Source organism: Paenibacillus sp. JCM 9796, from assembly GCF_055379675.1.
In genome coordinates, this window is record NZ_AP043723.1 from 144,171 (window position 1) to 165,584 (window position 21,414).

Consider the following 21,414-nt stretch of genomic DNA (forward strand, 5'->3'; position numbering starts at 1 on the left):
CCCTCCCCTTCTGCTTTCGTATAATTGCAGCATATGCTTCCGCCTAGAGAAGGGTGCAGCGGCCCAACGCAAAAAAAGGAAGCTTCTCCCATTCGGTGAGAAGCTTCCGGTTTATGAACGCTATAGCTTATATATATCGCTGTACTTCGCACGCAAGTATTCCACTAAATAGGAAGGATTTAACTCCTCGCCGGTTACTTGCATGATGATTTCGGATGGCGTCAAGCTTTTGCCGTATTGATAAATTTTATCGGACAGCCACTCCTTGATCGGCAGCAGACGGCCTTCGGCTACAAGCGCGTCCGTTCCGCCAAGCTCGCGATCCAGCGTACGGGCGATTTGCGCCGCATACATGTTGCCCAGCGCGTACGACGGGAAGTAGCCGAATGCCCCGCCGGACCAGTGCACGTCCTGAAGCACGCCTTCACCGTTATGCGACGGAACGACGCCGAGATAGTCCCGGTACTTTTCGTTCCACACCTCCGGCAAATCGGACACGCGCACCGAACCGTCAAACAGCGCCTTCTCGATCTCATACCGCACCATGATATGCAAGTTATACGTCAGCTCGTCAGCCTCGATCCGAATCAAGGACGGCTTCACCTCGTTCGTGGCGCGGTAGAACGCCTCCGCCTCGACCCTATCGAATTGACCCGGATAGTGCTGCTGCAAATCGCGGTAATACCGGCTCCAGAAGGCGCGGCTGCGGCCGATCGTATTCTCCCAGAAGCGCGACTGCGATTCGTGGATGCCCATGGAAGTACCGGTGCAAAGCGGCGTGCCTACCAGCTCCAGCGAGATGTTCTGCTCATACAACGCATGACCTCCCTCGTGGATGGTGCCGAACAGCGCGCTGTTCACATCGTCCGGCAAGTAACGCGTCGTAATACGGACGTCCCCCGGGTTCAAGCCGGTGGCGAACGGATGAACCGTTTCGTCGAGCCTTCCGGCCGCGAAATCATAGCCCATCTGTTCCAGAATGAACAAGCTGAATTTCTTTTGCTTCTCCTTATCGAACTGCTGCTTCAGGAAGCTCGTATCCGGTCGGTGCGGGGAAGCCTGAATGGCTGACAGCAGCGGCACGACCTGCTCGCGCAGCGCGCCGAACACTTGATCGAGCTTCGCCACGGTCATGCCCGGCTCGTACATGTCGAGCAGCGTGTTGTACTTATGCCCCTCATACCCCCACAGGTCGATAAATTCGTGATTCATCGCTACGATTTTCTCCAGATACGGCTGGAACGAAGCAAAATCGGCCTTATCCTTTGCTTCTTCCCAAGCGGCTTCCGCTTGCGAGGTCAGGACGACGTACTCTTGATATCGTTGCGGCGGTATTTTTTTGCTGCGGTCGAATTCTTTTTTGCATTCGCTTACGATTTTACGATCGGTCCGGCTTAATTGCCCGTGGTTGTCTTCCTGCAAGAAATAGTCGAGGAACGCGCCCATCTCGTCGGAAACCGACATCCGGAACAACTCGCCCGATAACTCTCCCACGACTTCGGAACGCTGAGCGATGCCTTTCTTAGGCGCACCGGTCCGCATATCCCAATAAATGAGGCCGATGGCTTCTTCATAGCTTTTCATTTTTTTCAAATACGATTTGAATAACGCCCACTTGGCATCCCTTTGCTCGTTTCCCACAGGTTTTCCCCTTCCTTATCATGGATTCTATACTCGATCATACTTTTTCTTGAAAAGAGAAGCAAATTCCGGCAAAATAAAGATCACTGCACATCATGAGGAGGCATTATCGATGCACATTACATTTTCCGAACAAGCCGCAGAGGCCGCGATGCAGAAGCTGGGAACGGATCGGCCCGGCCTAATGAAGCTCGCTTATGATAATGAAGGATGCGGTTGTGCCGTCAGTGGCGTGCCGACATTGTGGATTATAGAGAAACCGGAGCCGGGCGACTTTGAAGTGGACGGGCAGCCGTTCCCCTTATGGATGGACCGCAAGCACGAGGTGTTCTTCGAGGAACGCATGACGGTGGATTATACAAGCAAAGACCGCTGCTTCGTGTTGAAAAGCAGCGGCCAAATCTACAATGCATTTATGAAAATCATCGATAAGCGCGCTTGACTCAGCCTTCTTCGATGACGTCGAGCTTTCCGGTTGTCGGGTCGATCACGAGACCGTGAATCGGAATGTCCGGGACGAGCGGGTGATTGCGGATCATTTTCACGCTGCTGCGCACGCTCTCCCTCACGTCGTCGAACCCCCGCAGCCAGCGCTCCAGGTTCATCCCGGAGTACTCGATCGTTTGAATCGTCTCCTCTTTAATACCGTGATTGAGAAATTTTTGTTTGATTTTCTCCGGATTTACATTGCTCATCCCGCAATCGTAATGACCGATGACGAACACTTCTTCGGCTCCCAACTCATAGATGGCGACGATGATGCTGCGCATAATGCCGCCGAACGGCGAGGTGACGATGCCTCCCGCGGCCTTAATGATCTTAACGTCCCCGTTCTTGATGTTCATGCTGGCAGGCAGCAGCTCGAGCAATCGGGTGTCCATACAAGAGAGAATGACGAACTTCTTGTCCGGAAACTTCGACGTGATATAAGGCTCATACTTGCGCTGCTCGACAAAGCTTTGGTTATACTCCAAAATTTGCTTTAATGAATTGTTCATGAACTCTCCTCCTTCTCCACATGCTAGCTCTTCGATGTGTCTATGGTTATCTATCACTATCCCCTTAAGATTTTACCTTATAATGACATCAATCGACAAGTTCAAATGACACTTCCGCCGGAGCGCCGTGAAGCTTTAATTTGACGTTGTTTCTCCCGTTCCTCCACAACGCCGCTTCGATCCCGCATCGTATGTTTATGGAGCAGGAACGTGTCGCCGGCCTCGCTAGACGTCCCCCATCTGTCCGGGTCGGAACAGCTTTGCTTACAGCGTTCTAACAACTGCGTATCCGTTATGGGCAAATTGATATCCGAAAAAGGCGTCCCCCGTTCCAACTCCTGCAGTCTGCCCGCCAGCATCGACTTGAGCGCCGTCCCGTCCAGTCCGAGCGTTTGCACGCTCGTTCGAGCCAGCCGTTCCAACGCCGCGTTGAACATTTTGACGGCGCCGCGCAGATTGCCCCGCCGCTGATGATAGGAAGCGACGGCAATCTGAATAAGCGCCACATACGCCTCGGCCTGCGGATCGTCGGGATGCTCCTTCCAGAACTCCTCCAATACTTCGTGGCATTCGAAATAATCCCGCTCCACATGAAAATGATTCAAATACCGCATATAGGCATCCGCATAATCGTTCATGTTCCTACTGTTCCCCTTTGCTCTTTTCGTTATTTTATTTATTTTAACAATTTAAATATAATTGTGAAACCATCAGCCCAGTTGGAACGTATGAATCCCTTGTACGCAAAAACTATACTTGTATGTGGAGGATGTTCTCACCATGTGGAAAAAGCTATCTTTACTCGTTCTGGCAGCTACGATCGCCTTCTCGTTCAGCGCGCCGCAGCACGCCGATGCCAAAGGCTACAAATCTTCGAAGAAAAGCTTCACCCCAAGCAACAATTCAACGAATTCTACAAACCAAACACCGAACAGCGGGGTCAACAATAACGCCCCTGCCGCTACCAAATCGCCGGCAGCGTCTACGACGACTCCGGCTCAGAAACCCGGCTTTTTCAGCGGTGGCTTGATGAAGGGCTTGTTGATCGGCGGTCTGGCCGGCATGTTGTTCGGAGGCTTGTTCGGAGGCTTGGGCGCCCTGGGCAACATTCTCGGCCTGCTGGTGAACGTACTTGCACTGGTCGCTCTGTTCATGGTCATTCGCAAAGTATACGTATACTTCCGCGATCGTAAGAAGATCAACCAAAACCCGCAAAACCCGCGCGGTTATTAATCCGGAATTAAGGAGTAAGGCCGCATGAAATTAATGGAGCAGGACATTATTAACGCGATTTGCTTGAACATCGCCGAACGCAAGCAGCTTCAGCCGACGCAGGTCGAGGTTGAGCTGATGTGGGACGAAGACCTCGGCTTCTCCGCCGAAGTCTTTGCCGAAGGGCGCAGCCAAATCCTGATTGCGGCGAACATGCTGGAGGCCATTGAGCGCTACATGTTTACCCAGCATGGCATGCGGGTGTTCCGCGAACAAATCCGGCTTGAGCTGGAAGAGGAAATCGTGGCGTACGTCGCCTAACCTTATCGCCTATCACGAGCATTACCTGAAAGCTTACCGCGAGGTAAGCTTTTTCTTCATTTATTTTCCTTGCAACTTTCAGGCCTCTTGCCGCGTTTAATAGAGTGGTAGTTTTGTAGACTCGAGCAGAAAGAGGCTGATGCATGTTGAAGCGTAAGACCCTGCTGTCGCTTGCCGCCATAACCTTGTTCTTATCTGTCGCCGGCAACGCCGCGGCAGCCGATAAGACGTCGAAATACCGCGTATATCAAGACACGAAACTCATTTTGGAAACTAGCGATTACAAGACAGCGGAAAATTACGCGCGTTGGTTCGCTGACTCCCATGTCGAAGAAATCGGAACACGCAACTGGCTCTGGGACAATTATCCCCGGTACAAAGTGTATCAGCACGGCTACAGCGCCCCCGATTGGGAATTTGCGACCTTGGACGAAGCCGTCCGCGAAGCGTCCAAGTGGGGCAGCGCAAGCGTGCGCGACCTGCAGTCGGGCGGCTGGGTGTGGAACAATTATCCCCGTTACCGGCTGTATCAAGGCGATAACACGTTGGACGGCTGGACGTTCGTTACGCTTAACGACGCGATTGCCGAAGCGACGAAATGGGCGAACGCACACATTGTCGACCTCAGCACGCATCGTTGGGTGTGGGACAATGTGGCTGCCGCCAAGAAGACAGAGCTTCGCCAAACCGGCGCCAAGACGTATCAGGTGTACCAGGGAAAATACACGACGGATAGCTGGAAGTTCGCTTATTTGGAAGATGCGATCGCCGAATCGCTGCGCTGGAGCAATTCGACGATCGTGAATACGTCCACCGGTAAGGTCGTGTTCTCGAACGTCAAATCGTTCAAGGTCTACCAGAACAACAATTACCTGGACGCATTCTTAAGCGTGGACGATGCGATTGCTTATGCCAAGTGGTATGACCATACCCGGATCGTCAATGAAGAAGCGCCGAAATTGGCGGGAAGCAACCAAACCGTCTGGTCTAATTATCCGTATTATCAAGTTTTCCAAAACAACAACTTGATTGCCGACTTCAACACCATACCAGCGGCGTTGAATTATGCCAAAGGCTACAGCAATGCCTCCATTCGTTTATATGACGGAGGGACCGCCATTTGGGACAACTTGCGCAAGCTTCAATACTGGGGATGGAACGGCACATCCAGCGACGGCACTATCCGCAGCCATGTCAATACGACATCCGGACTTGACGTCGTCTCTCCGACCTATTTTAATCTCGAGGATAGCGCGGGCAATGTGACGGACACGTCCAACAAAGATACGGTTGCCTGGTTGAAGAAACAAGGCTACGCCGTTCACCCGCTCGTTCACAACCAATTCGATCCGAAGCTGACGACGGCCTTCCTCGCCTCCAAGGAAGCGCGGGGCAAGTTTATCGGCACGCTCGTCAATAAAGCGGCCCAGCTCGGCGTCGACGGCTTGAATATCGACTTCGAAAGCCTATCTGGCAGCGACCGCGCCAATTTCACCGCGTTCATGGAAGAGCTCACCGCCGCCGCCCACGCCCGGAACTTGCTCATCTCCGTCGATCTGCCGCGCGGCAGCGCGAAGTGGAATGCGCAAACCGCCTTCGATCACGAGAAGCTGGGAGGCATCGTCGACTACATCATCACGATGACCTACGACCAATACTGGAAAGGCAGTACTGAGCCGGGCTCCGTAGCCGGATTGCCTTGGGTCGAGGAAGGCATCAAAGAATTTTTGTCGTACGGCATTCCTCGCGACAAGCTGATCATGGGCGTGCCATTCTACGTTCGCGAATGGAAAGTCGACAGCGCGGGCAATCTGGAGAGCAACCGCGCCCTGTTGATGAAGGACCTTGAACCGCTCATTCAAGAGAAAAAGGCTACGAAAACGTGGGACGCCCGCTTCCAGCAGTACAGAGTCGAATATATGCAGGACGGGTACAAGAACGTCTTCTGGCTTGAGAACGAAGCGACCATCAAGGCGCGCATCGACCTCGCCAAGAAATACGAGCTGGCCGGTGTAGCGGCCTGGCGTCTCGGCTATGACAACGCCAATGTATGGCAAACGATGATTCAGCAAAAGTAGATAAAAGGCCTGAAGCGTGACAAAGGACCGTTCGGACAAATTGCCGAATGGTCCTTCCGTTTATCCGGTTAGCTCTGACGGATCGTCTCGTCCCTCTTGCCCTTTTACTGATAATCGTGCAAGTTTCCGTTAGTTCAATGCTGTATATAGCCTCCGCCACTCATCATCGGTTTCAGCTTTGAGATTCAGGTTATCCAGCATGCGGATCTTCGCCAATCGATTCCAGGGATACGTGCAGCAGCTCGCGCAATTCCTCTACGTCCGTCGTCGGCGACTGGCAGGCAAAGTTCTCACACACGTAGGCGGTCGTTCGCCCGCCGATGGCGGCTTTGTCCTGCACCAGCGGAAGCAGGCGCCGCACCTCTTCCCCATCCGCGGCGTCCGGTAACACAATGGTCAGCGTATGGGGCCGGAACCCCCGCCTTACTTCGGCCAGCATCCGCTTGGTGGCCTCGCTGTCCGGGTCGCCTGCGATCACAATTTCACTGGGCGCGGAGGCGGCCAAATCCATGGCGATCAGCAGCATGGCGTGACCGTTCGGATGTTGATTGACGGCGCCTCCGAACGCCTGCAGCTGGCGCTCCGCAATTTGCGACAGCTTCGCATCGTAAGTCAGCTTGGCGAGCTTCAGGAAGTTGGAAGCCGCGACGGCATTGCCGGAAGGCATGGCGCCGTCATAAATTTCTTTATTGCGAATAATCAGCTTCTCGCTGTCGGAGCCGTAGAAGTAAAGTCCGCCCTGTTCATCGTCCCAGAAGAGCTGCAGCATCTGTTCGTTCAAGGCAATCGCTTGCCGCAAATACTCGACCTCGAACGTCGCTTCATACAGCTCGAGCAAGCCCCAAACCATGAACGCATAATCGTCCACATAAGCCGGGAACGCCGCATCTCCATCCCGGAAGCGGGCTAACAGCCGCCCGTCCTCCCGGCGCAGCCGCGTCCAAATAAACTGCGCGGCTTTCTCTGCAGCCGTACGGTAGCTATCCTCGCCGAGCGTTTTATATCCTTTCGCCAGCGCCATGATCATCAGGCCGTTCCACGCGGTCAGGATCTTATCGTCTTTGCCGGGATGGACGCGTCTCTCGCGGTAAGAGAACAGCTTGGCCCGTGCCAGTTCTACCCTCGCCCGCAGCGTTTCCAGCGGGATCCTGCGGCGCCGGGCGAACGATTCGATGTCTTGACCGATCAAGTTGGGAATATTGGCGCCTTCGAAATTACCCGCTTCGGTAATATCGTATAATTCACAATAAAGCTCTCCGTCGTCCGGACCGAGAACCTCCAGCACCTCGTCCTCGCTCCATACGTAAAACTTGCCCTCATGCCCTTCCGAATCGGCGTCCTCCGCCGAATAGAAGCCGCCTTCCGCATCCGTCATGTCCCGCAGGACATAAGTGAAAATTTGACCCGCCACCTCGGCATAATCCGATTGGCCCGTCAGTTGATACGCTTCCAAATACGTCCACGCGAGCAGCGCGTTATCGTACAGCATTTTCTCAAAGTGCGGTACCAGCCACCGCTCGTCTACGGAATGCCGGGCGAAGCCGTACCCGATATGATCGTAAATGCCGCCCCTCTGCATCGAATCCAAGGTGCGGGTCACGATTTGCAGCGCTTTATCCTCTCCGGAACGCTGGTAGTATCGCAGCAGAAACGATAAATTGTGCGAGGTCGGAAATTTCGGCGAGCCTCCGAATCCGCCGTATTGCGGATCGAACAGCTGCTCGTAATGGCGGAACGCCTTATCGAAGACTTCATCGGAGACGTCTCCCTTCAGGTTCGAGAGCAGGCGGCCTTGCACCTCTTGTACAATTTGCTCGCTGGTCTCTATCACATGTTCGCCGTCTTCCTGCCATTTGGCCTGCAGCTGAGTTAACACATCCATCAGCCCGATCCGTCCATACCTGCGTTGCTTCGGAAAATAAGTGCCGGCAAAAAACGACTTCTTGTCCGGGGTCATTACGATCGTCAGCGGCCAGCCCCCCTGACCGGTTAAGGCTTGGCACACCGTCATATATAAATGATCGACGTCCGGCCGCTCCTCGCGGTCGACTTTAATCGAGACGTAGTGCTCGTTCAACAGCGCGGCGACCTCTTCGTCCTCGAAAGACTCGTGTTCCATGACGTGACACCAATGGCATGTACGTGTGAATCATTAAACGTTAGCTATACCCAATAGATAAGAAGACAGGTTTATTCTCCTGTTTAGCTTTTTCAAAAGCTTCTTCCGACCAAGGGAACCATTCTACTGGATTGTAGGCATGTTGCAGCAGATATGGTGACTTTTCCTTGGCTAATCTATTGGGTTTGCTGTTCGTTGTCATGGGGCACCACCTCCTTGATTCATGGATATTTTAGTATAAATTGAGCTTAACATACCCTGCTACAAAAAGAAAAACCCATGACTTTTACATGAGTTTTCGAATTGTATCGATTAACTTTTAATTTTATTCAACTGCTTTCTTATTTTTTGCATATGTATTTTTCTAATTCGCGTCACGCCCTTTTCGTTAGCGAATATCCGTTCTGCTCGCTTTACATAGGAGATAAAGTTTCCATCCCCTTGCCCTGCCCCTTTTATTGAGTACTTTATATAGACATTTTCACAACTGATTCTTCTGCCATTTTTCGTTACTCCATTGTTCTTAACAATGGTTTTTAGCTTACGGTATAGCTTGTAATAGTATTTCGAGATTGTTTTATCTCTCAATGTAACGACTTGACCGTCGAATGTGAAGCCTAAATAGTTCATGAAATTATTCCCATTTTTTACATCGCTAAGTACATCCTCGTTGCAACTCCTAATTTGCCGATGTAAATAATGAAACACCTGAGTTTTATCCGGCTCTAATTGTAAACGCGGTACCGATTTAATGGCATCGTGTAACTTATATATTTGACACTTAAATTGAGCTAAAGATACTTTAGGCAAAATAATTATAAAATCATCACTATATCGCATATACAAACCTTGTTTTTCTTCAACTAAATTTTTAACTGTTTTATCAAAATCTAACATGTAAATATTGGATAGAACTGCACTTATTGCAGAGCCTTGAGGAATCCCAAAGTTATTATTATTTGGTTTCACAAATGATTTCTTATACTTCTTAAAGTGCTCAGGAATGATGGCCAATTTCAAGTGTTTAAACTCAGAGATGCCTTTTTCGTTATTTTCTAAATTATTTATCCACAGTAGGCTTTCCATATCCCAAACAGAGAACTTTGTAATATTTTTGAATACTGCGTAAAAGTCATTCGGTAATTTGTTTACATTCAATAAATTGCAAAGCATCTTTTTTAGATAGCCATGATCTAAGCTGTCAAAGAAACTCGTAAAATCACCAATTAGTATGAAGCATTCTTCAGTTTGCTTTATGAAATCTATTGCCTTTTTTGCAAAATGAATATTATTTTTATGTAAATTATCTCGATAAGCAATTGCTGAATCATCTATTTTATCTCGTTTAACTCTTTCATTATAATAACTGTTAAGATGGAAGCCATAATAAGAATAAATAAACCTATCTATATGCGCAGAATAACATATCTCTCGGGTTTTGTTTTTTATCCCTGAACCTTTTTTATATTTCTTAAAAGTTTGAGTATAATGAATGAAAGGATAGAACCCGTGTTTCGCTACTTTGTTCGGATCACTTATTAAATTCCAAACCTTGTCCAAAGAAACTCTTTGGTCAAAATGCGAGTAATTCCGACTCTTCTGGTTCTTTGCTTTCCACTCATCGAGATTCAAAGTTTTTCCCCCTAAAAAGCGTAATACCCATCAGCACGGGGGGTAGCGTCCCTTAACTGACAGGTATAACTCAACTTGTATTCATAATGTTATAATTACATTTTGAACCCAACTACCCAAAAATTCGCCCTAATCATCAACTATGTTATAATAGTTAAGGAGAGGAGTCCATTGAGCAATCTTGTGGCTTGGTTAATCACAATCTTGTTCGCTGAACTGAGTGCAACTGAACCGATATTCTGGATAGAATTAATCGGAAGCCAGTTGACAGCAATCCCTGACCCTTATGTCTAAAACATAAGGCACTTATAATATAGCATATTTTGCTATTTTTTTCAATTAATGATGAAGAAAATTATCACTTTTTGTTAATGAAATACAATAGATTAAAAGATGGGCTTATGGGCATATGTTTGTTTATCGCTTGTAGAAAACCTCATCTGACCAAGGGAACCAGTCTACCAGATTATAAGCATGCTGCAACAAATATGGCGTTTTTTCCTTGGCTAATCTATTGGGTTTGCTGTTCGTTGTCATGGGGCACCACCTCCTTGATTGCTGGATATTTTTGTATTGATATTGAGTTTAGCATACCAAGAGTATAGTAAAGTCCCATAAAGTCCCAACTAAAGCAAATAAGAGATGTCTTAAGCCGGACATCTCAAACATTTCAAGTTCATTTTCGTTACTTCTGAAAATTCAAAAGTACAACATTTGAGTTTATCCCATATCAATGTAGAATATATTTACCAACAATATTTTTTAATCTTATATTTTTATTTATTGTATTCATAAATATTTCATGATCAATTTCCAGTACTTCCCGAAAGATAATGACCTCTGATTCATTACCGCGTTTTTCAGTAATTAAATAATCTATAAATTCTGATTCTTGAGTAATTCGATGATTTGAGAAATAAGCATTCATTGATACATTTCCACTTATACCTTCTTTTCTTACAATTCGTCCATTCTTTATTGTAAACAACTTAGAGTTATTATTAATTGCATTCTGAACTACTCCACTTTTAAACTGATTAATATATTGATATCCTATTTGAATACTTTTTTGCATGTTGAAAAAGGAATATGGTAGATTAAATTTATTAATATATCTGTAGTAATAACCTTCCATACTCATGAAATTAGAAAGCATTTCATCAAATTTTTCCTCGGAAAAGTTAATTTTTGTGAAATCACGAATACTTTTAAGTAATATCTCCGGGTATTCCTTAATAATCGAAAGCAATTCATTCCTCTTATTTTTATTTTCTTTCTTTTCTAAGCTGCTAAAGGAAGTCGGATTCTTGAAAGGACAATCATCATAATTTTCTTGATTATACTTAGCAATCCCTTCAATTTCATCTGGAATATGCCTTGCATGTAATGACATTTTGTTAGCATTTTCATCAAGCCTTTTATCAACATATAAGTTAATTATCATAACTGGATTATTACAAGCCGGACACACAGCATAGTGCCTTATTTCTTTTCCATTTTGTTGATAGTAAGGGTATGTTTTATGCGTCTTGCTTTCGAACTGTGGTACAGTTAATTTAAAATGCTCATTATCCCCTGGCTTTAATTTAATAATTTTCATATTTCCTTCCTCCCACCCCACTACTAGTATAACTAAAATCTATAAATCGGAACTTTCGTTTAATACATCTTTTTCATCTTCTTTTATTTGAGGAATGTAAAAAGGATTAAAACCTGTCTTTCTCTCGGTTACCAAGTTTTCTGAATGATCTGGCTTTATAGCTAAGGTTTCATATTCCTCGTCATCAAACATAAATAACTGTAATTTATCTTTTCCGATATTTTCGAAGGCTGTCGTTATTACTTTCCCTATAGCTCTGCAATTATTTTTGTCGAAAGGTTTTGATATATGGTCTATAACCAATATAGGAATTATAGGATATCTATCTTCTCCCAAAAGCAATTTAAGAAATCCAAAATATCCACATAATTGGATAAGCGTATGTCTCGCCATACTTCCTATATAATAATTTTCTGTTTTCTTTTCTTCAAACTGATTTTCATCAAGTATAGTTTTAGTTATCGTCGGCTGTAACATATTCCCTCTTTTTAAATAAAGTATTCTAAAACCTTCCTGTTTAATATCATCATCTACAACAGAAGAAATTTCTTTAGCAGATTGGTAAAGTTCTGTTATGTAATCAGATAATTCATTTAGCTTTTTAGTATCATCAGAGTTTTGCAATATTCTCAATTCGTCTCGTATCTCTTTAATTCTCTTGTTTTTTTCTTTAAGTTCCTCTTCATAAGAGCGAATATCCGCCGAGAGATAATCTTCAATTAGAGCAATTGCCTTTGCTTTTTCTTCCAATGTAAAAACCTTAAATCTAGAATCATTTCTTTTTATTTCTGTTCTTAAAAGGTTCTGCTGCTTTTTCAGTTCTTTTATAGTATTATCACTTATTGTAAATTTACTAAACGATATTGTAGTATTGAGTTCAGAAATTAGTTTCTGTATGGGAGAAATCAAATATTCAAATTCAATATTCTCTTCTAGTAGTGTATTTAATCTTTGCAATAATAACTTTCTACTCTCATTATTTTTTTCAAGACGCTTGGAATCTTCGATTCGATTTTCGTAGACTTTTATTTGTTCAGTAATATTACTGTACATAACTTCTAACTCCGAGATGTTTTTCTCCTTTTTATTTCTAGCAACACTTTGCATATCTTTGATTTCGTTAAGTCGTTTCTTTATCTCATCTGAATTTTTACCTGTATACCAAGTAGTAGTACCCAGCTTTTGAAGATTATTATTTACTTGTTTACAGATAAAATCATATCTTGCAGTAGAAACTTCTAATTTTTTTACTTCCTCAAGTAAGCTGTTCAATTCTTTTTGTAACTCATAGATTTTTTCAAGGTTTTTATTGAATATAAAATTTAAAATAGGCGTTAGTTTAATTGAATACTTTATATCACTACATTTATCAAAAAAGTCATAGATTGCCCCTTGTCTTTTTTCACCGAGGAAATTAAACATTGTAAAAGATCTATAAGTTAGTTCTTCTTCTGTAAAATTTCTTATATCTTTTAGTAGTTCTACATCTTGAGCAAATATTGAATTGAGCCTCTCTTTGTATTCCCTCAAATCAATGGCATCAGTTTCTTCTTCATCGGAGTAATATAAATAGTTTTGACCCGGATCCCTTGTTCGAGAAATGTTGTAACCAATACCTTTGAATTCAAATATCATTGTTGCTTTTTCTAACGAATTACTATACCATGGCTTTTTTCTTATATCCTCCGAGGAACCAAACATAAAATCAATAAAACTATAAAATTCCGTTTTTCCTGAACTGTTTTTTCCTTTGAAATAGTTTATCCCGGACTCAAATTCATAAGTAAATTCATCACCATCGATACCATACATTTTTAATTTATTTATTTTAAACATTACTAGTAACCTCTTTCAGAAATTGTCTGTCGGTCATTCTTTTGCTAGATTCAATAGCATTTTGCATAAACTTACTTTGCTCAAATATAGTTTTACTTTTGCTTACCTCATGAGACATATGTAATAATTCATTTTCAAAGAATATTAATCCGTTTGTTTTAAGAAGGTGAATGGCTTTAATGATAAATTCAATATTATTACAAAATTCAACGTAATCTCCGGCAAGAAGAGAAATACATTTATATATAACATCTTGTGTAGTATTCCCGTTATATATATTATTAGGTATAAATCGATCTTTTTTGATTAAGTATGCAAAAACAAGCATCTTGTTCACACTTATTTTTTTGTGTTTACATAATATATCCAAAATAACATCGCAATAAATACTAATTTGAATCGATTCTGCCTCAACTTTCAGTTGTTGCATTTTCCTCGTCCTCCCAGGAAATTTGATTCTCCTTAATTTCCTCTTTTGTTAAATATATTCCAGAACCATAACGGATTTGTTCATAATCAGCATGTGCATTACTACGCGTCATTGTTTCTTCAAGTCGATTAAATGGTTCATCTCTACCTTCTTTTTTTAACTTAAATTTGGAAATTTCAAAATTTTCATATGTTGTTTCTTCAATGTTTTGTATCTTCCCCAATTTATTGGTTTCCATATATCTAAAGCGTAGGTCTTTATAATACTCACCATACCCTAGATGTACTTTAATTAAAGGTTGAGGCAATTTACATGCAAGCAATTGCTTGTATTCTCTAGAACTAGCAATACTCAAATCATTAAAATCAATTGTGTGCAGTTTTTTGAAATCAGAATAGTGCGGAAGAGTTAATTGCTCCGTCATTCTACTGCATATATCTTCTATTAATGTCATAAATTCTGGATAGCAAAGAATATAGGGCTCTTTATTATTTATGCTTTCCATAATCTGTACAGTAATATGTTGAAGTAATTCTTTAATTCGATCATAATAAACCACCTTATTTATACCGGCTTTTCTAAAATGTTCGGAACAATTCTCGTCAATTTTTCCATCAATGTTCTCTATAGATATAAATTCATATTTATCCTTAATTGAATTATATATTTTTTCAAAATCCTCAAATTTCCTATACATTTTTTTCACTTTTGTAATGGTAGCTCTAGAACTTTTGGTTGATTCTTTTATAAATTCAAACTGCTCTTGTGCAGATTTACTAAATAAAATATCTACATTTTCATATTCTGCATCGGTAAATAATACATACTTGGTTATTACATGTTCCGATGACTCAAGTAATATCCAATTTAAAAGGATTTTTATAGCACTACTTTCAGTAATACTAGTCCTCTTGACCTGAACAGCAATATTAGTATTGGTGCCAACTATTCTATTGACATAATTATCATCAAAGTTATCTATTTCATTATGTTTAATTTTCCCAATATTTACATCATCAATGGTTTCAAACTCTATTTGCATGCCTTCCTTAAGCGTAAGCATATAGCAAACAAATACTCTTATTTGAAACGAAAAACCACTTAAACTAAATATTCCGCTACTATCCGGTATGTATGTAGCCATTACTACACCTCGTTATTCAAAAAATAAAAGCCGATCGCTTCTTGGGATTCTATTCCATTCATAACCTTAGATCAAATTTTCGGAATAATTTATACTTAGGTAAGGTATTGCCATTCATGTCTCACCATCAAAATACTATGAGTTCTCTCAACAATTCAAAACGACTCTAATGTTTTATAGCCTACTTCTTTCGACACACTTCTGTGTTTCTCCTTCATTTTCCAAATACCTTTGAAGATACATTGCCATAGATCAATTGGAGATTTATCAAATAATGCACTTGAACCTCTGGATTAATTTCCAAAGGTTCAAAATGTATCGATGCCCAATGAATAATTTCAATTATTACCGCTAATAAACAATTCGATCCACCAGTTTCTTCAAACCCTATATTCTGGCGTCGCCACCGTTGCTATCGATTAAATTTTTCCATTATAAATGTTTACGTTTCAGTAATATGGCAATAATAACCACTACCTTCATGAAGGAGGTGAAATACATGGTCAGTCTGACATTAAAAGTGATTTTCATGAGATCAAGTTCAAGAAAATCCAAATGCCACTGCAAGTAAATACTGCGAAAAACATTTTTTTGAGAGAAGAGCGAATGCGCTCTTCCATCAAAAATTAAAAATAAATAATGAAAAATGCCACCGTAATCTTCTTAATTCGGTGGCATTTTTAGGCCAATGGATCTATAACGAGATGTTTAAAATTCTTTCACTTATAACATACCGTCAATTCAATCCGATTGTCCTTCCGATTATAAACAATCCTCTCGATCAACTGTTTTAACGCCTTGTTCTTCTCTTCATCCGTTGCCGCGGCGCTCCATAATTCTATAAATCTATCAATCCGTTTATGAATTTGCTCCACAGTTGGAACCCCTTCCTCGTATGCAATTACATTTCTAAGCTCTCGCAATTCCTCTTCAAGCTTTTGAATTTGCTTTGTCCTAACTACTTTCCGCTCCAAATATACCTGCTTCGTAATTATGTCCTCTTCAAACGATTCATGAAGCTTATCTAATGCCCGCTTGTGCTTCATCAATTCTTGTTCTTTGACTTCGATAATGGCTTTTGTATTGTTTTACCGACTACCATGAAGCTCGATTTCTCTCAGGATATTCGGGTCTATATGAATAATTCGTTCAAAGAGAGCATTATAAAAGTCATCATCCAAAATCTTACCCTTCTGCTCGCACTTGCTGACATCTTTATAAACATGACAGCATAATGCACTCCAATACTGACCTCTGCTTTTGCATTGACCGACCCGAAATTGCATCCGATATCCGCATTTTTCGCAATATAACAAGCCGGACAACGGCAGGATGCTTCTCCGTCCATTGGGATTTATTAATCTATTCTTGGACAAGCGTTCCAAAATAAGATCATGTTCTTCTTGTGTCTTTAATTTCTCATGCGTTCCAATAACCTTAATTCGTTCTTCATCCGGTACAATCTCTACATGTCCCCGCTTCGAACGAGTTTTTCCATACGTGATAAACCCTAAATGTATTTCGCAAATCAGCAAGCGTCGTACAGTGACGTTCGACCATCCTTTCTCTTAAGCCCCGAAATTACCTTTGAGTCTACTCTCCTTATCCACTACAATATGAATTAACAAAAGTGGAGGGATCAAAGATGCAGCGCAAGAGTTACAGCATAGAATTTAAACAGCAGCTCATCCAAGAAGCCTTAGAGGCAGGCAACGCAAGCCAAGTTGCCAGACGACATGGAATCGACGGGAAAATGCTATCCCGCTGGATTCGTCAATCGAAACAGACAAGTTGGAAAAACGCATCACCCGAATCCAAAAAAGAGGATGAGTGTCATGGAGCAAAAATACGAAGTCAAAGACGTTGCCATATACCTTCGAAAAAGCCGCGGCGAAGTAACCGACGACAAGGACGATTTGAACAAAACACGAACACGAATTGATTGAATTGGCAACCTCTTATGGTTGGCGATATTCGATCTACAAAGAAATCGGTTCATCAGCTTCAATCGAATACCGCCCCGAAATGGTTCGCTTGTTACAAGACGTTGAAGCCGATCTTTTCGATGCCGTTCTTGTCATGGATTATGATCGTTTAAGTCGCGGTGATCTTGAAGCTCAAGGCAAGATTCGACGCATCATGAAGAATTCGGTTACGAAGGTCATTACTCCAACAAAGGTTTATGATTTCAACAACGAAGAAGCCGAATTGATAAATGACATCGAAGGCGTGTTTTCTCGTCGCGAGTACCGCATGATCAGGAAGCGTTTGAATCGTGGCAAGAAGCGCGGAGCAAAGAACGGCAACTGGACAAATGGCAAACCGCCCTACCCTTACGTTTATAATCCGCTTACGAAAACGCTTGATGTTGACCCTGATAAGTTGATTATTTATGAACTAATCAAGAAACGTCACTTCGAAGGAAATCCATGTTACCGCATCGCATGGGAATTGAATCGAATGGGTGTTGAGCCACCAGGAAAACCGCGCAGGCTTGACAAGCCTATTTCATGGTCAGAAAACGCGGTTCATCGAATCTTGACATCGGAAATTCACTTGGGTTATGTGATTTATGGCAAAACTTCGGGGAGCGGTCACAAGAACAAACGTACCGCACCTTTGATGGAAAAGCCCTAAGAAGAATGGATCAAGGTTCGCGGCAATCATGCCGTTCTTAAAACCGAAGAAGAACACACTGAAATATTGTCCGCGCTTTCCCGACGTAAACTTGTACCGACAAAAGCACGAAAAATGGCTTATCCCCTATCCGGTCTTGTACGTTGTGGGAAATGCGGCTACAATATGGCTTTCACCTTCAAGACATCGAATCAAAAAGTTTCGTTGAAAACGTGCCAACATGCAGATCACGTTGGGAACCGATGCAGGAATAGTGGTGTTAGTGCCGAGGTAATTTATAACGCGCTGAATCACTTCTTGACCGAATACGAAGATCGGTTACGGGGTGAAGAATTGACAAGCGAAGATGAACACGATTTGAAGAATCTCATCGCTTCGAAAGAAAATAAAATTGAACAGCTAAAAAGCGGATTCGATAGAATCACCGATCTTTACATCATGGGCACATTGAACAAGGAGCAAGTCAAGGTAAAGACGGATGAATTGTCAGCACAAATTCAACGCAAGCAAAACGAACTGAAATAATTGGTCGCGACGTTAGGACATAAGGAAGGATTGACAACCGAAGAACGCTTACAACGCATTGAAGAATTCAAGAAGGCTTGGAATGCGGAGAACGCCGAACCCGAACAATTAAACGGATTAGCGCAAAGCATCATCGAACGAATCACATATACACGCGAAGAGTCTAATATCGATATTGATGTCAAATTCATTTAATTTCTAACCGGACAACGTTCGTCGTAGTCCTTCGCATCATAGTATGAATGGGCGAATGTGCAATTGAAAGGAGACAATTAGAAGATGTATTATAATAATCAAATTCTCTTCCGCTCTTCAGCCGATATGAATCTAATCGCGGATATTGCCAAAGCAATCAATGGAGAATATAGCGCAATTTTTTGCTATGAACAGTTGGCGAAACTTGCTCCTAATCAAGAAGCAAGAAATCAAATTCTTGAAATTCGAAACGATGAAATCAAGCATTACCAAGCCTTCTCACAAATCTTTGTGTCCTTAACTGGAAGGCAGCCTACACCACAAATCATCGAACAATGTGAAACAGAGTACACAGCAGGTCTTAGAGCATCTTTTAAGGATGAACAAATGACAACGGACTTTTATCTTGATATTGCTGAAAAAACCAATGACCCATACATTAAAGAAACTTTCCGGCGTGCGTCGGCAGACGAACAAAACCACGCTGTTTGGTTTTTGTATTACTTAACGGCAAATCAAATGAGATAATATACTTTTTTCCAACCGAGAGACAATGATACGCATTGTCTCTTTTTTTATATAAAACTTGTTTTGACGCGCTCTAAAGTCAATTGTTCCTTGATCGACACGACATCAATGGCAAGTGGAATTTTATTTCATTAACTAAGAATACCCCCTAGATAAGAAGACAGGTTTGTTTTCCTGTTTCGCTTTTTCAAAAGCTTCTTCAGACCAAGGGTACCACTCAACCGAATTGCGCTTACGGTCGAGTACGAAGGTCATACGCCGTGGCGCGTTCGGGAACTTGTCATCGGGGAACGTGCAGGCAAGCGCCCTCCGCTGCCGGAGCATTTGAGCCCCGTTCCAGCAGATACATCAAGACTGCTCACGGTGGCGGAAGAACGAAGTCGAGATCGCAAGGCTGAGCAGATACCCGCCGTGGCCTACCGCCGGGTGAGCAAGGAGGACGGTCATGTTTGAGTCATTCTACGGTCTTGGACGTTCCCCGTTTTCGCGAGACATACCGACGAGCGAGCTCTTTTGAGGAGACGCTCGGCCGTCTCGAGTATGCTGCCCACCGGCAGTGGTTCGCCGTAGTGACCGGTGACTGCGGCACGGGCAAAACGACGACGATTCGCCGGTTCACCGAAGTGCTCGATCCAGCCAAGTACAAGGTGCTCTACTTGTCAGATTCGAAGCTGACCCCGCGGCATTTCTACAAGGGGCTGCTCGAACAGCTCGGCTGCGAATCAAAATTCTACCGTGGCGATGCCAAACGCCAGTTGCATCGTGAGATCGAGCTTATGCGCGGTATTCACCGGCTCTTGCCTGTTGTCGTTGTCGACGAGGCCCATCTGCTCGATCGCGAGATGCTGGAGGAAGTACGCTTTCTGCTCAATTTCAAGATGGATGCGCAGAGTCCCATGGCGCTGATCCTGGTAGGTCAGAGTGTGCTCTGGGATCGCCTGAACCTACAGGCTTATGCGGCTATCCGGCAGCGGATCGACCTGCAGTGTAAATTGCCGCATTACGACAGGTCTCAGACCGGCGATTATATCCGCCGTCACATGACGTACGCCGGCGCTGATCACGACATCTTCACCGCAGGAGCGATTGATGACATCTTCCGTTTCTCGAGCGGAGCCGCCAGACTGATCAACAAAGTATGTACACACGTTCTCATCCATGGATCACAAAACAAACATCGCATCATCGACGATCATATGGTCAAGCGAGTCATCCAGGGAGAATTATCGTAATTCTCCCATTCCCCTAGTCTCGTGCGGACAACTTGTCCGTCACCAGCAGGACAACTTACGCCGTCAACTGGCGGACATTATGCGTTGGCAGTAACACCCAATTAACAATGGTACGTTATCATCTAAGCCTGTACTTGTTCTTCGTTTTGATTTATCAACCACTCTTCGTCCATTTCTGTGCACAATGTCATGTCTATTTTTAATTGCTAAAAATATTTTTGTTAAATCCTTGGGAAAGAAACCGCTAAAGTATCATTATACACCTTTAACCTTATCAATATTATGGTAAATGACATCCATCATAGATTTTGTTACCTTTACACTTAAACTTTCATAATTAATATATATATCTGTCATTTTTAACGTCTCTTTTTTATAGTCATGAAATGTTTCAACAAAATTTCTTATGTACACATCGTTGCTTAATACTGTTTGAATAAATGTATCAGAGTGGTAAGACTCTAATATAGTTATTGTGTTTGCATAGAGCATATTAATTAAATATTCCTTATTGAATACTTGACTATTATCTAAATCATTTATTATTTCAATTATCTTTCTCCTATTTTCATGAAAGTTCGAGTATGCTCCTTTACTATTCAGAATCGCCTCGATAGATGAATAGTTTTCATCATTAGACACAACTAAAATTGTCTTTTTTAGTCTTTGTTCAATCAGTTCTCTTCTATTCAGAGCAAACAATTTAATAGTGTTTTCTCCTTTTATAGTAATGGGAATAAAGTATCCAGTTTCATTAAGTTACACACAATCCTCTCTATCAGTTTCTTATTAAACCTCAATCGAGCCTATGGAATTATTTCCATAGGCTCGATTACTGATTTCGGATATGCAATTTCGACCGGAGCACAAAGAAGCATCATGTTTTGGCATGCCTTTGTTGGTGACGTTGGACTCGTCTAGAGCATTCGTAGTAGCGTTTACAGCAAGTGCGCTTGACTTTCCTTTACGCGACTTGTGATCATCGTCGTCACCATGGGTATCTTCATCTTCGCATGCATCGACTTGTGGTGCAGTTAATGCATCTTCTGTGATTTCCAAGGTTAGCTGTTCATCAGCAAGCCAAGCAACTCAATGAAGTACTGCAAGTAGAGGTTCTCAACGAAATGCTGCACACGTTTCTCGATCCGTGAACCCACAACGCTGCTAAATGATTAAAGAACCGAGTGTAACGCGGATCGACTCTGCTTTTTGACCGCGATCCAAAGCCCTAAAGGATTGGGCATATTTCTCTTCCGCGGCAAGCCCTAAGTAAAATGCAACCAAAT

At 43.2% G+C, this 21,414-nt stretch carries 24 protein-coding genes and 2 pseudogenes; 11 read left to right on the top strand and 15 right to left on the bottom strand.

Annotation, left to right across the window (positions count from 1 at the left end; genetic code table 11):
• Positions 1–120: 120 nt before the first annotated feature.
• Positions 121–1,584, bottom strand: a complete 1,464-nt coding sequence (locus ACZ439_RS00700) for a carboxypeptidase M32 (protein WP_464621178.1) — start codon at positions 1,582–1,584, stop codon at positions 121–123.
• A gap of 169 nt (positions 1,585–1,753) precedes the next feature.
• Here ACZ439_RS00700 and ACZ439_RS00705 point away from each other — a divergent pair, with 169 nt between their 5' ends.
• A complete protein-coding gene (locus ACZ439_RS00705) occupies positions 1,754–2,083 on the top strand; it encodes an iron-sulfur cluster biosynthesis family protein (RefSeq protein WP_054797646.1) in 330 nt (109 codons plus the stop codon).
• 1 nt (position 2,084) lies between these two features.
• On the opposite strand, the gene ACZ439_RS00710 is transcribed toward ACZ439_RS00705, so the two are convergent.
• Positions 2,085–2,639: a beta-class carbonic anhydrase gene (locus ACZ439_RS00710; RefSeq protein WP_054797645.1), complete on the bottom strand. Its 555-nt coding sequence runs from the start codon at positions 2,637–2,639 to the stop codon at positions 2,085–2,087.
• Between the two features lie 101 nt (positions 2,640–2,740).
• The gene (locus ACZ439_RS00715) at positions 2,741–3,277 is read right to left on the bottom strand and encodes a DUF309 domain-containing protein (RefSeq protein ID WP_054797644.1); all 537 of its coding nucleotides are present in this window, start codon (positions 3,275–3,277) and stop codon (positions 2,741–2,743) included.
• A gap of 142 nt (positions 3,278–3,419) precedes the next feature.
• Between ACZ439_RS00715 and ACZ439_RS00720 the strand changes: the two genes are divergently transcribed.
• From ACZ439_RS00720 to ACZ439_RS00730, 3 genes are all read left to right on the top strand, one after another.
• Positions 3,420–3,872, top strand: coding sequence for a hypothetical protein (locus ACZ439_RS00720; RefSeq protein ID WP_054797643.1), 453 nt, complete (start codon positions 3,420–3,422; stop codon positions 3,870–3,872).
• A 24-nt stretch (positions 3,873–3,896) separates the two neighbouring features.
• Positions 3,897–4,172, top strand: a complete 276-nt coding sequence (locus tag ACZ439_RS00725; protein WP_054800019.1) for a YxcD family protein — start codon at positions 3,897–3,899, stop codon at positions 4,170–4,172.
• 143 nt (positions 4,173–4,315) lie between these two features.
• Complete coding sequence (locus ACZ439_RS00730; protein WP_181410241.1) at positions 4,316–6,250, top strand: glycosyl hydrolase family 18 protein; 1,935 nt, start codon at positions 4,316–4,318, stop codon at positions 6,248–6,250.
• A gap of 190 nt (positions 6,251–6,440) precedes the next feature.
• On the opposite strand, the gene ACZ439_RS00735 is transcribed toward ACZ439_RS00730, so the two are convergent.
• The 10 genes from ACZ439_RS00735 to ACZ439_RS00780 all read right to left on the bottom strand — a co-directional run bounded on the left by ACZ439_RS00735 (position 6,441) and on the right by ACZ439_RS00780 (position 16,546).
• The gene (locus ACZ439_RS00735; RefSeq protein WP_464620485.1) at positions 6,441–8,369 is read right to left on the bottom strand and encodes a thioredoxin domain-containing protein; all 1,929 of its coding nucleotides are present in this window, start codon (positions 8,367–8,369) and stop codon (positions 6,441–6,443) included.
• A 40-nt stretch (positions 8,370–8,409) separates the two neighbouring features.
• A complete protein-coding gene (locus ACZ439_RS00740) occupies positions 8,410–8,571 on the bottom strand; it encodes a DUF255 domain-containing protein (protein ID WP_464620486.1) in 162 nt (53 codons plus the stop codon).
• 110 nt (positions 8,572–8,681) lie between these two features.
• A complete protein-coding gene (locus ACZ439_RS00745; RefSeq protein WP_464620487.1) occupies positions 8,682–10,001 on the bottom strand; it encodes a reverse transcriptase/maturase family protein in 1,320 nt (439 codons plus the stop codon).
• Positions 10,002–10,418: 417 nt separating this feature from the next.
• Complete coding sequence (locus tag ACZ439_RS00750; protein WP_464620488.1) at positions 10,419–10,538, bottom strand: DUF255 domain-containing protein; 120 nt, start codon at positions 10,536–10,538, stop codon at positions 10,419–10,421.
• Positions 10,539–10,731: 193 nt separating this feature from the next.
• Positions 10,732–11,601, bottom strand: coding sequence for a hypothetical protein (locus ACZ439_RS00755; RefSeq protein ID WP_464620489.1), 870 nt, complete (start codon positions 11,599–11,601; stop codon positions 10,732–10,734).
• 39 nt (positions 11,602–11,640) lie between these two features.
• Positions 11,641–13,437 carry a hypothetical protein gene (locus tag ACZ439_RS00760; RefSeq protein ID WP_464620490.1) on the bottom strand — a complete coding sequence of 599 codons (1,797 nt, stop codon included), beginning with the start codon at positions 13,435–13,437 and terminating at the stop codon, positions 11,641–11,643.
• On the bottom strand, positions 13,430–13,867 hold the full coding sequence (locus tag ACZ439_RS00765) for a hypothetical protein (RefSeq protein WP_464620491.1): 438 nt from the start codon (positions 13,865–13,867) through the stop codon (positions 13,430–13,432). The genes ACZ439_RS00760 and ACZ439_RS00765 overlap by 8 nt, the downstream gene beginning before the upstream one ends.
• Entirely contained in the window at positions 13,848–15,011 is a 1,164-nt protein-coding gene (locus ACZ439_RS00770) for a hypothetical protein (protein ID WP_464620492.1), read from the bottom strand. Before ACZ439_RS00770 ends, ACZ439_RS00765 begins: the two co-directional genes overlap by 20 nt.
• A gap of 719 nt (positions 15,012–15,730) precedes the next feature.
• The gene (locus ACZ439_RS00775; protein WP_054797634.1) at positions 15,731–16,057 is read right to left on the bottom strand and encodes a hypothetical protein; all 327 of its coding nucleotides are present in this window, start codon (positions 16,055–16,057) and stop codon (positions 15,731–15,733) included.
• 42 nt (positions 16,058–16,099) lie between these two features.
• The gene (locus tag ACZ439_RS00780) at positions 16,100–16,546 is read right to left on the bottom strand and encodes a recombinase zinc ribbon domain-containing protein (RefSeq protein ID WP_464620493.1); all 447 of its coding nucleotides are present in this window, start codon (positions 16,544–16,546) and stop codon (positions 16,100–16,102) included.
• Positions 16,547–16,656: 110 nt separating this feature from the next.
• On the opposite strand from ACZ439_RS00780, the pseudogene ACZ439_RS00785 reads away from it, so the two are divergent.
• From ACZ439_RS00785 to ACZ439_RS00810, 6 genes and pseudogenes are all read left to right on the top strand, one after another.
• Positions 16,657–16,776: pseudogene (locus ACZ439_RS00785) on the top strand (transposase); the annotation flags it as partial.
• Positions 16,777–16,949: 173 nt separating this feature from the next.
• The gene (locus ACZ439_RS00790) at positions 16,950–17,648 is read left to right on the top strand and encodes a recombinase family protein (RefSeq protein ID WP_054800026.1); all 699 of its coding nucleotides are present in this window, start codon (positions 16,950–16,952) and stop codon (positions 17,646–17,648) included.
• A gap of 165 nt (positions 17,649–17,813) precedes the next feature.
• Positions 17,814–17,876, top strand: a pseudogene (locus ACZ439_RS00795) (hypothetical protein); the annotation flags it as partial.
• Between the two features lie 105 nt (positions 17,877–17,981).
• Entirely contained in the window at positions 17,982–18,173 is a 192-nt protein-coding gene (locus ACZ439_RS00800) for a hypothetical protein (protein ID WP_464621183.1), read from the top strand.
• Positions 18,174–18,203: 30 nt separating this feature from the next.
• Complete coding sequence (locus ACZ439_RS00805) at positions 18,204–18,368, top strand: hypothetical protein (protein WP_155615742.1); 165 nt, start codon at positions 18,204–18,206, stop codon at positions 18,366–18,368.
• Positions 18,369–18,452: 84 nt separating this feature from the next.
• Positions 18,453–18,896: a ferritin-like domain-containing protein gene (locus ACZ439_RS00810; RefSeq protein WP_372813809.1), complete on the top strand. Its 444-nt coding sequence runs from the start codon at positions 18,453–18,455 to the stop codon at positions 18,894–18,896.
• 135 nt (positions 18,897–19,031) lie between these two features.
• On the opposite strand, the gene ACZ439_RS00815 is transcribed toward ACZ439_RS00810, so the two are convergent.
• Entirely contained in the window at positions 19,032–19,220 is a 189-nt protein-coding gene (locus ACZ439_RS00815) for a DUF255 domain-containing protein (RefSeq protein ID WP_464620494.1), read from the bottom strand.
• A 125-nt stretch (positions 19,221–19,345) separates the two neighbouring features.
• Between ACZ439_RS00815 and ACZ439_RS00820 the strand changes: the two genes are divergently transcribed.
• On the top strand, positions 19,346–20,128 hold the full coding sequence (locus tag ACZ439_RS00820) for an ExeA family protein (RefSeq protein ID WP_464620495.1): 783 nt from the start codon (positions 19,346–19,348) through the stop codon (positions 20,126–20,128).
• 255 nt (positions 20,129–20,383) lie between these two features.
• Here the strand turns inward: ACZ439_RS00820 and ACZ439_RS00825 are convergent, their stop codons facing one another.
• Positions 20,384–20,830: a hypothetical protein gene (locus tag ACZ439_RS00825; protein ID WP_464620496.1), complete on the bottom strand. Its 447-nt coding sequence runs from the start codon at positions 20,828–20,830 to the stop codon at positions 20,384–20,386.
• Between the last annotated feature and the right edge of the window lie 584 nt (positions 20,831–21,414).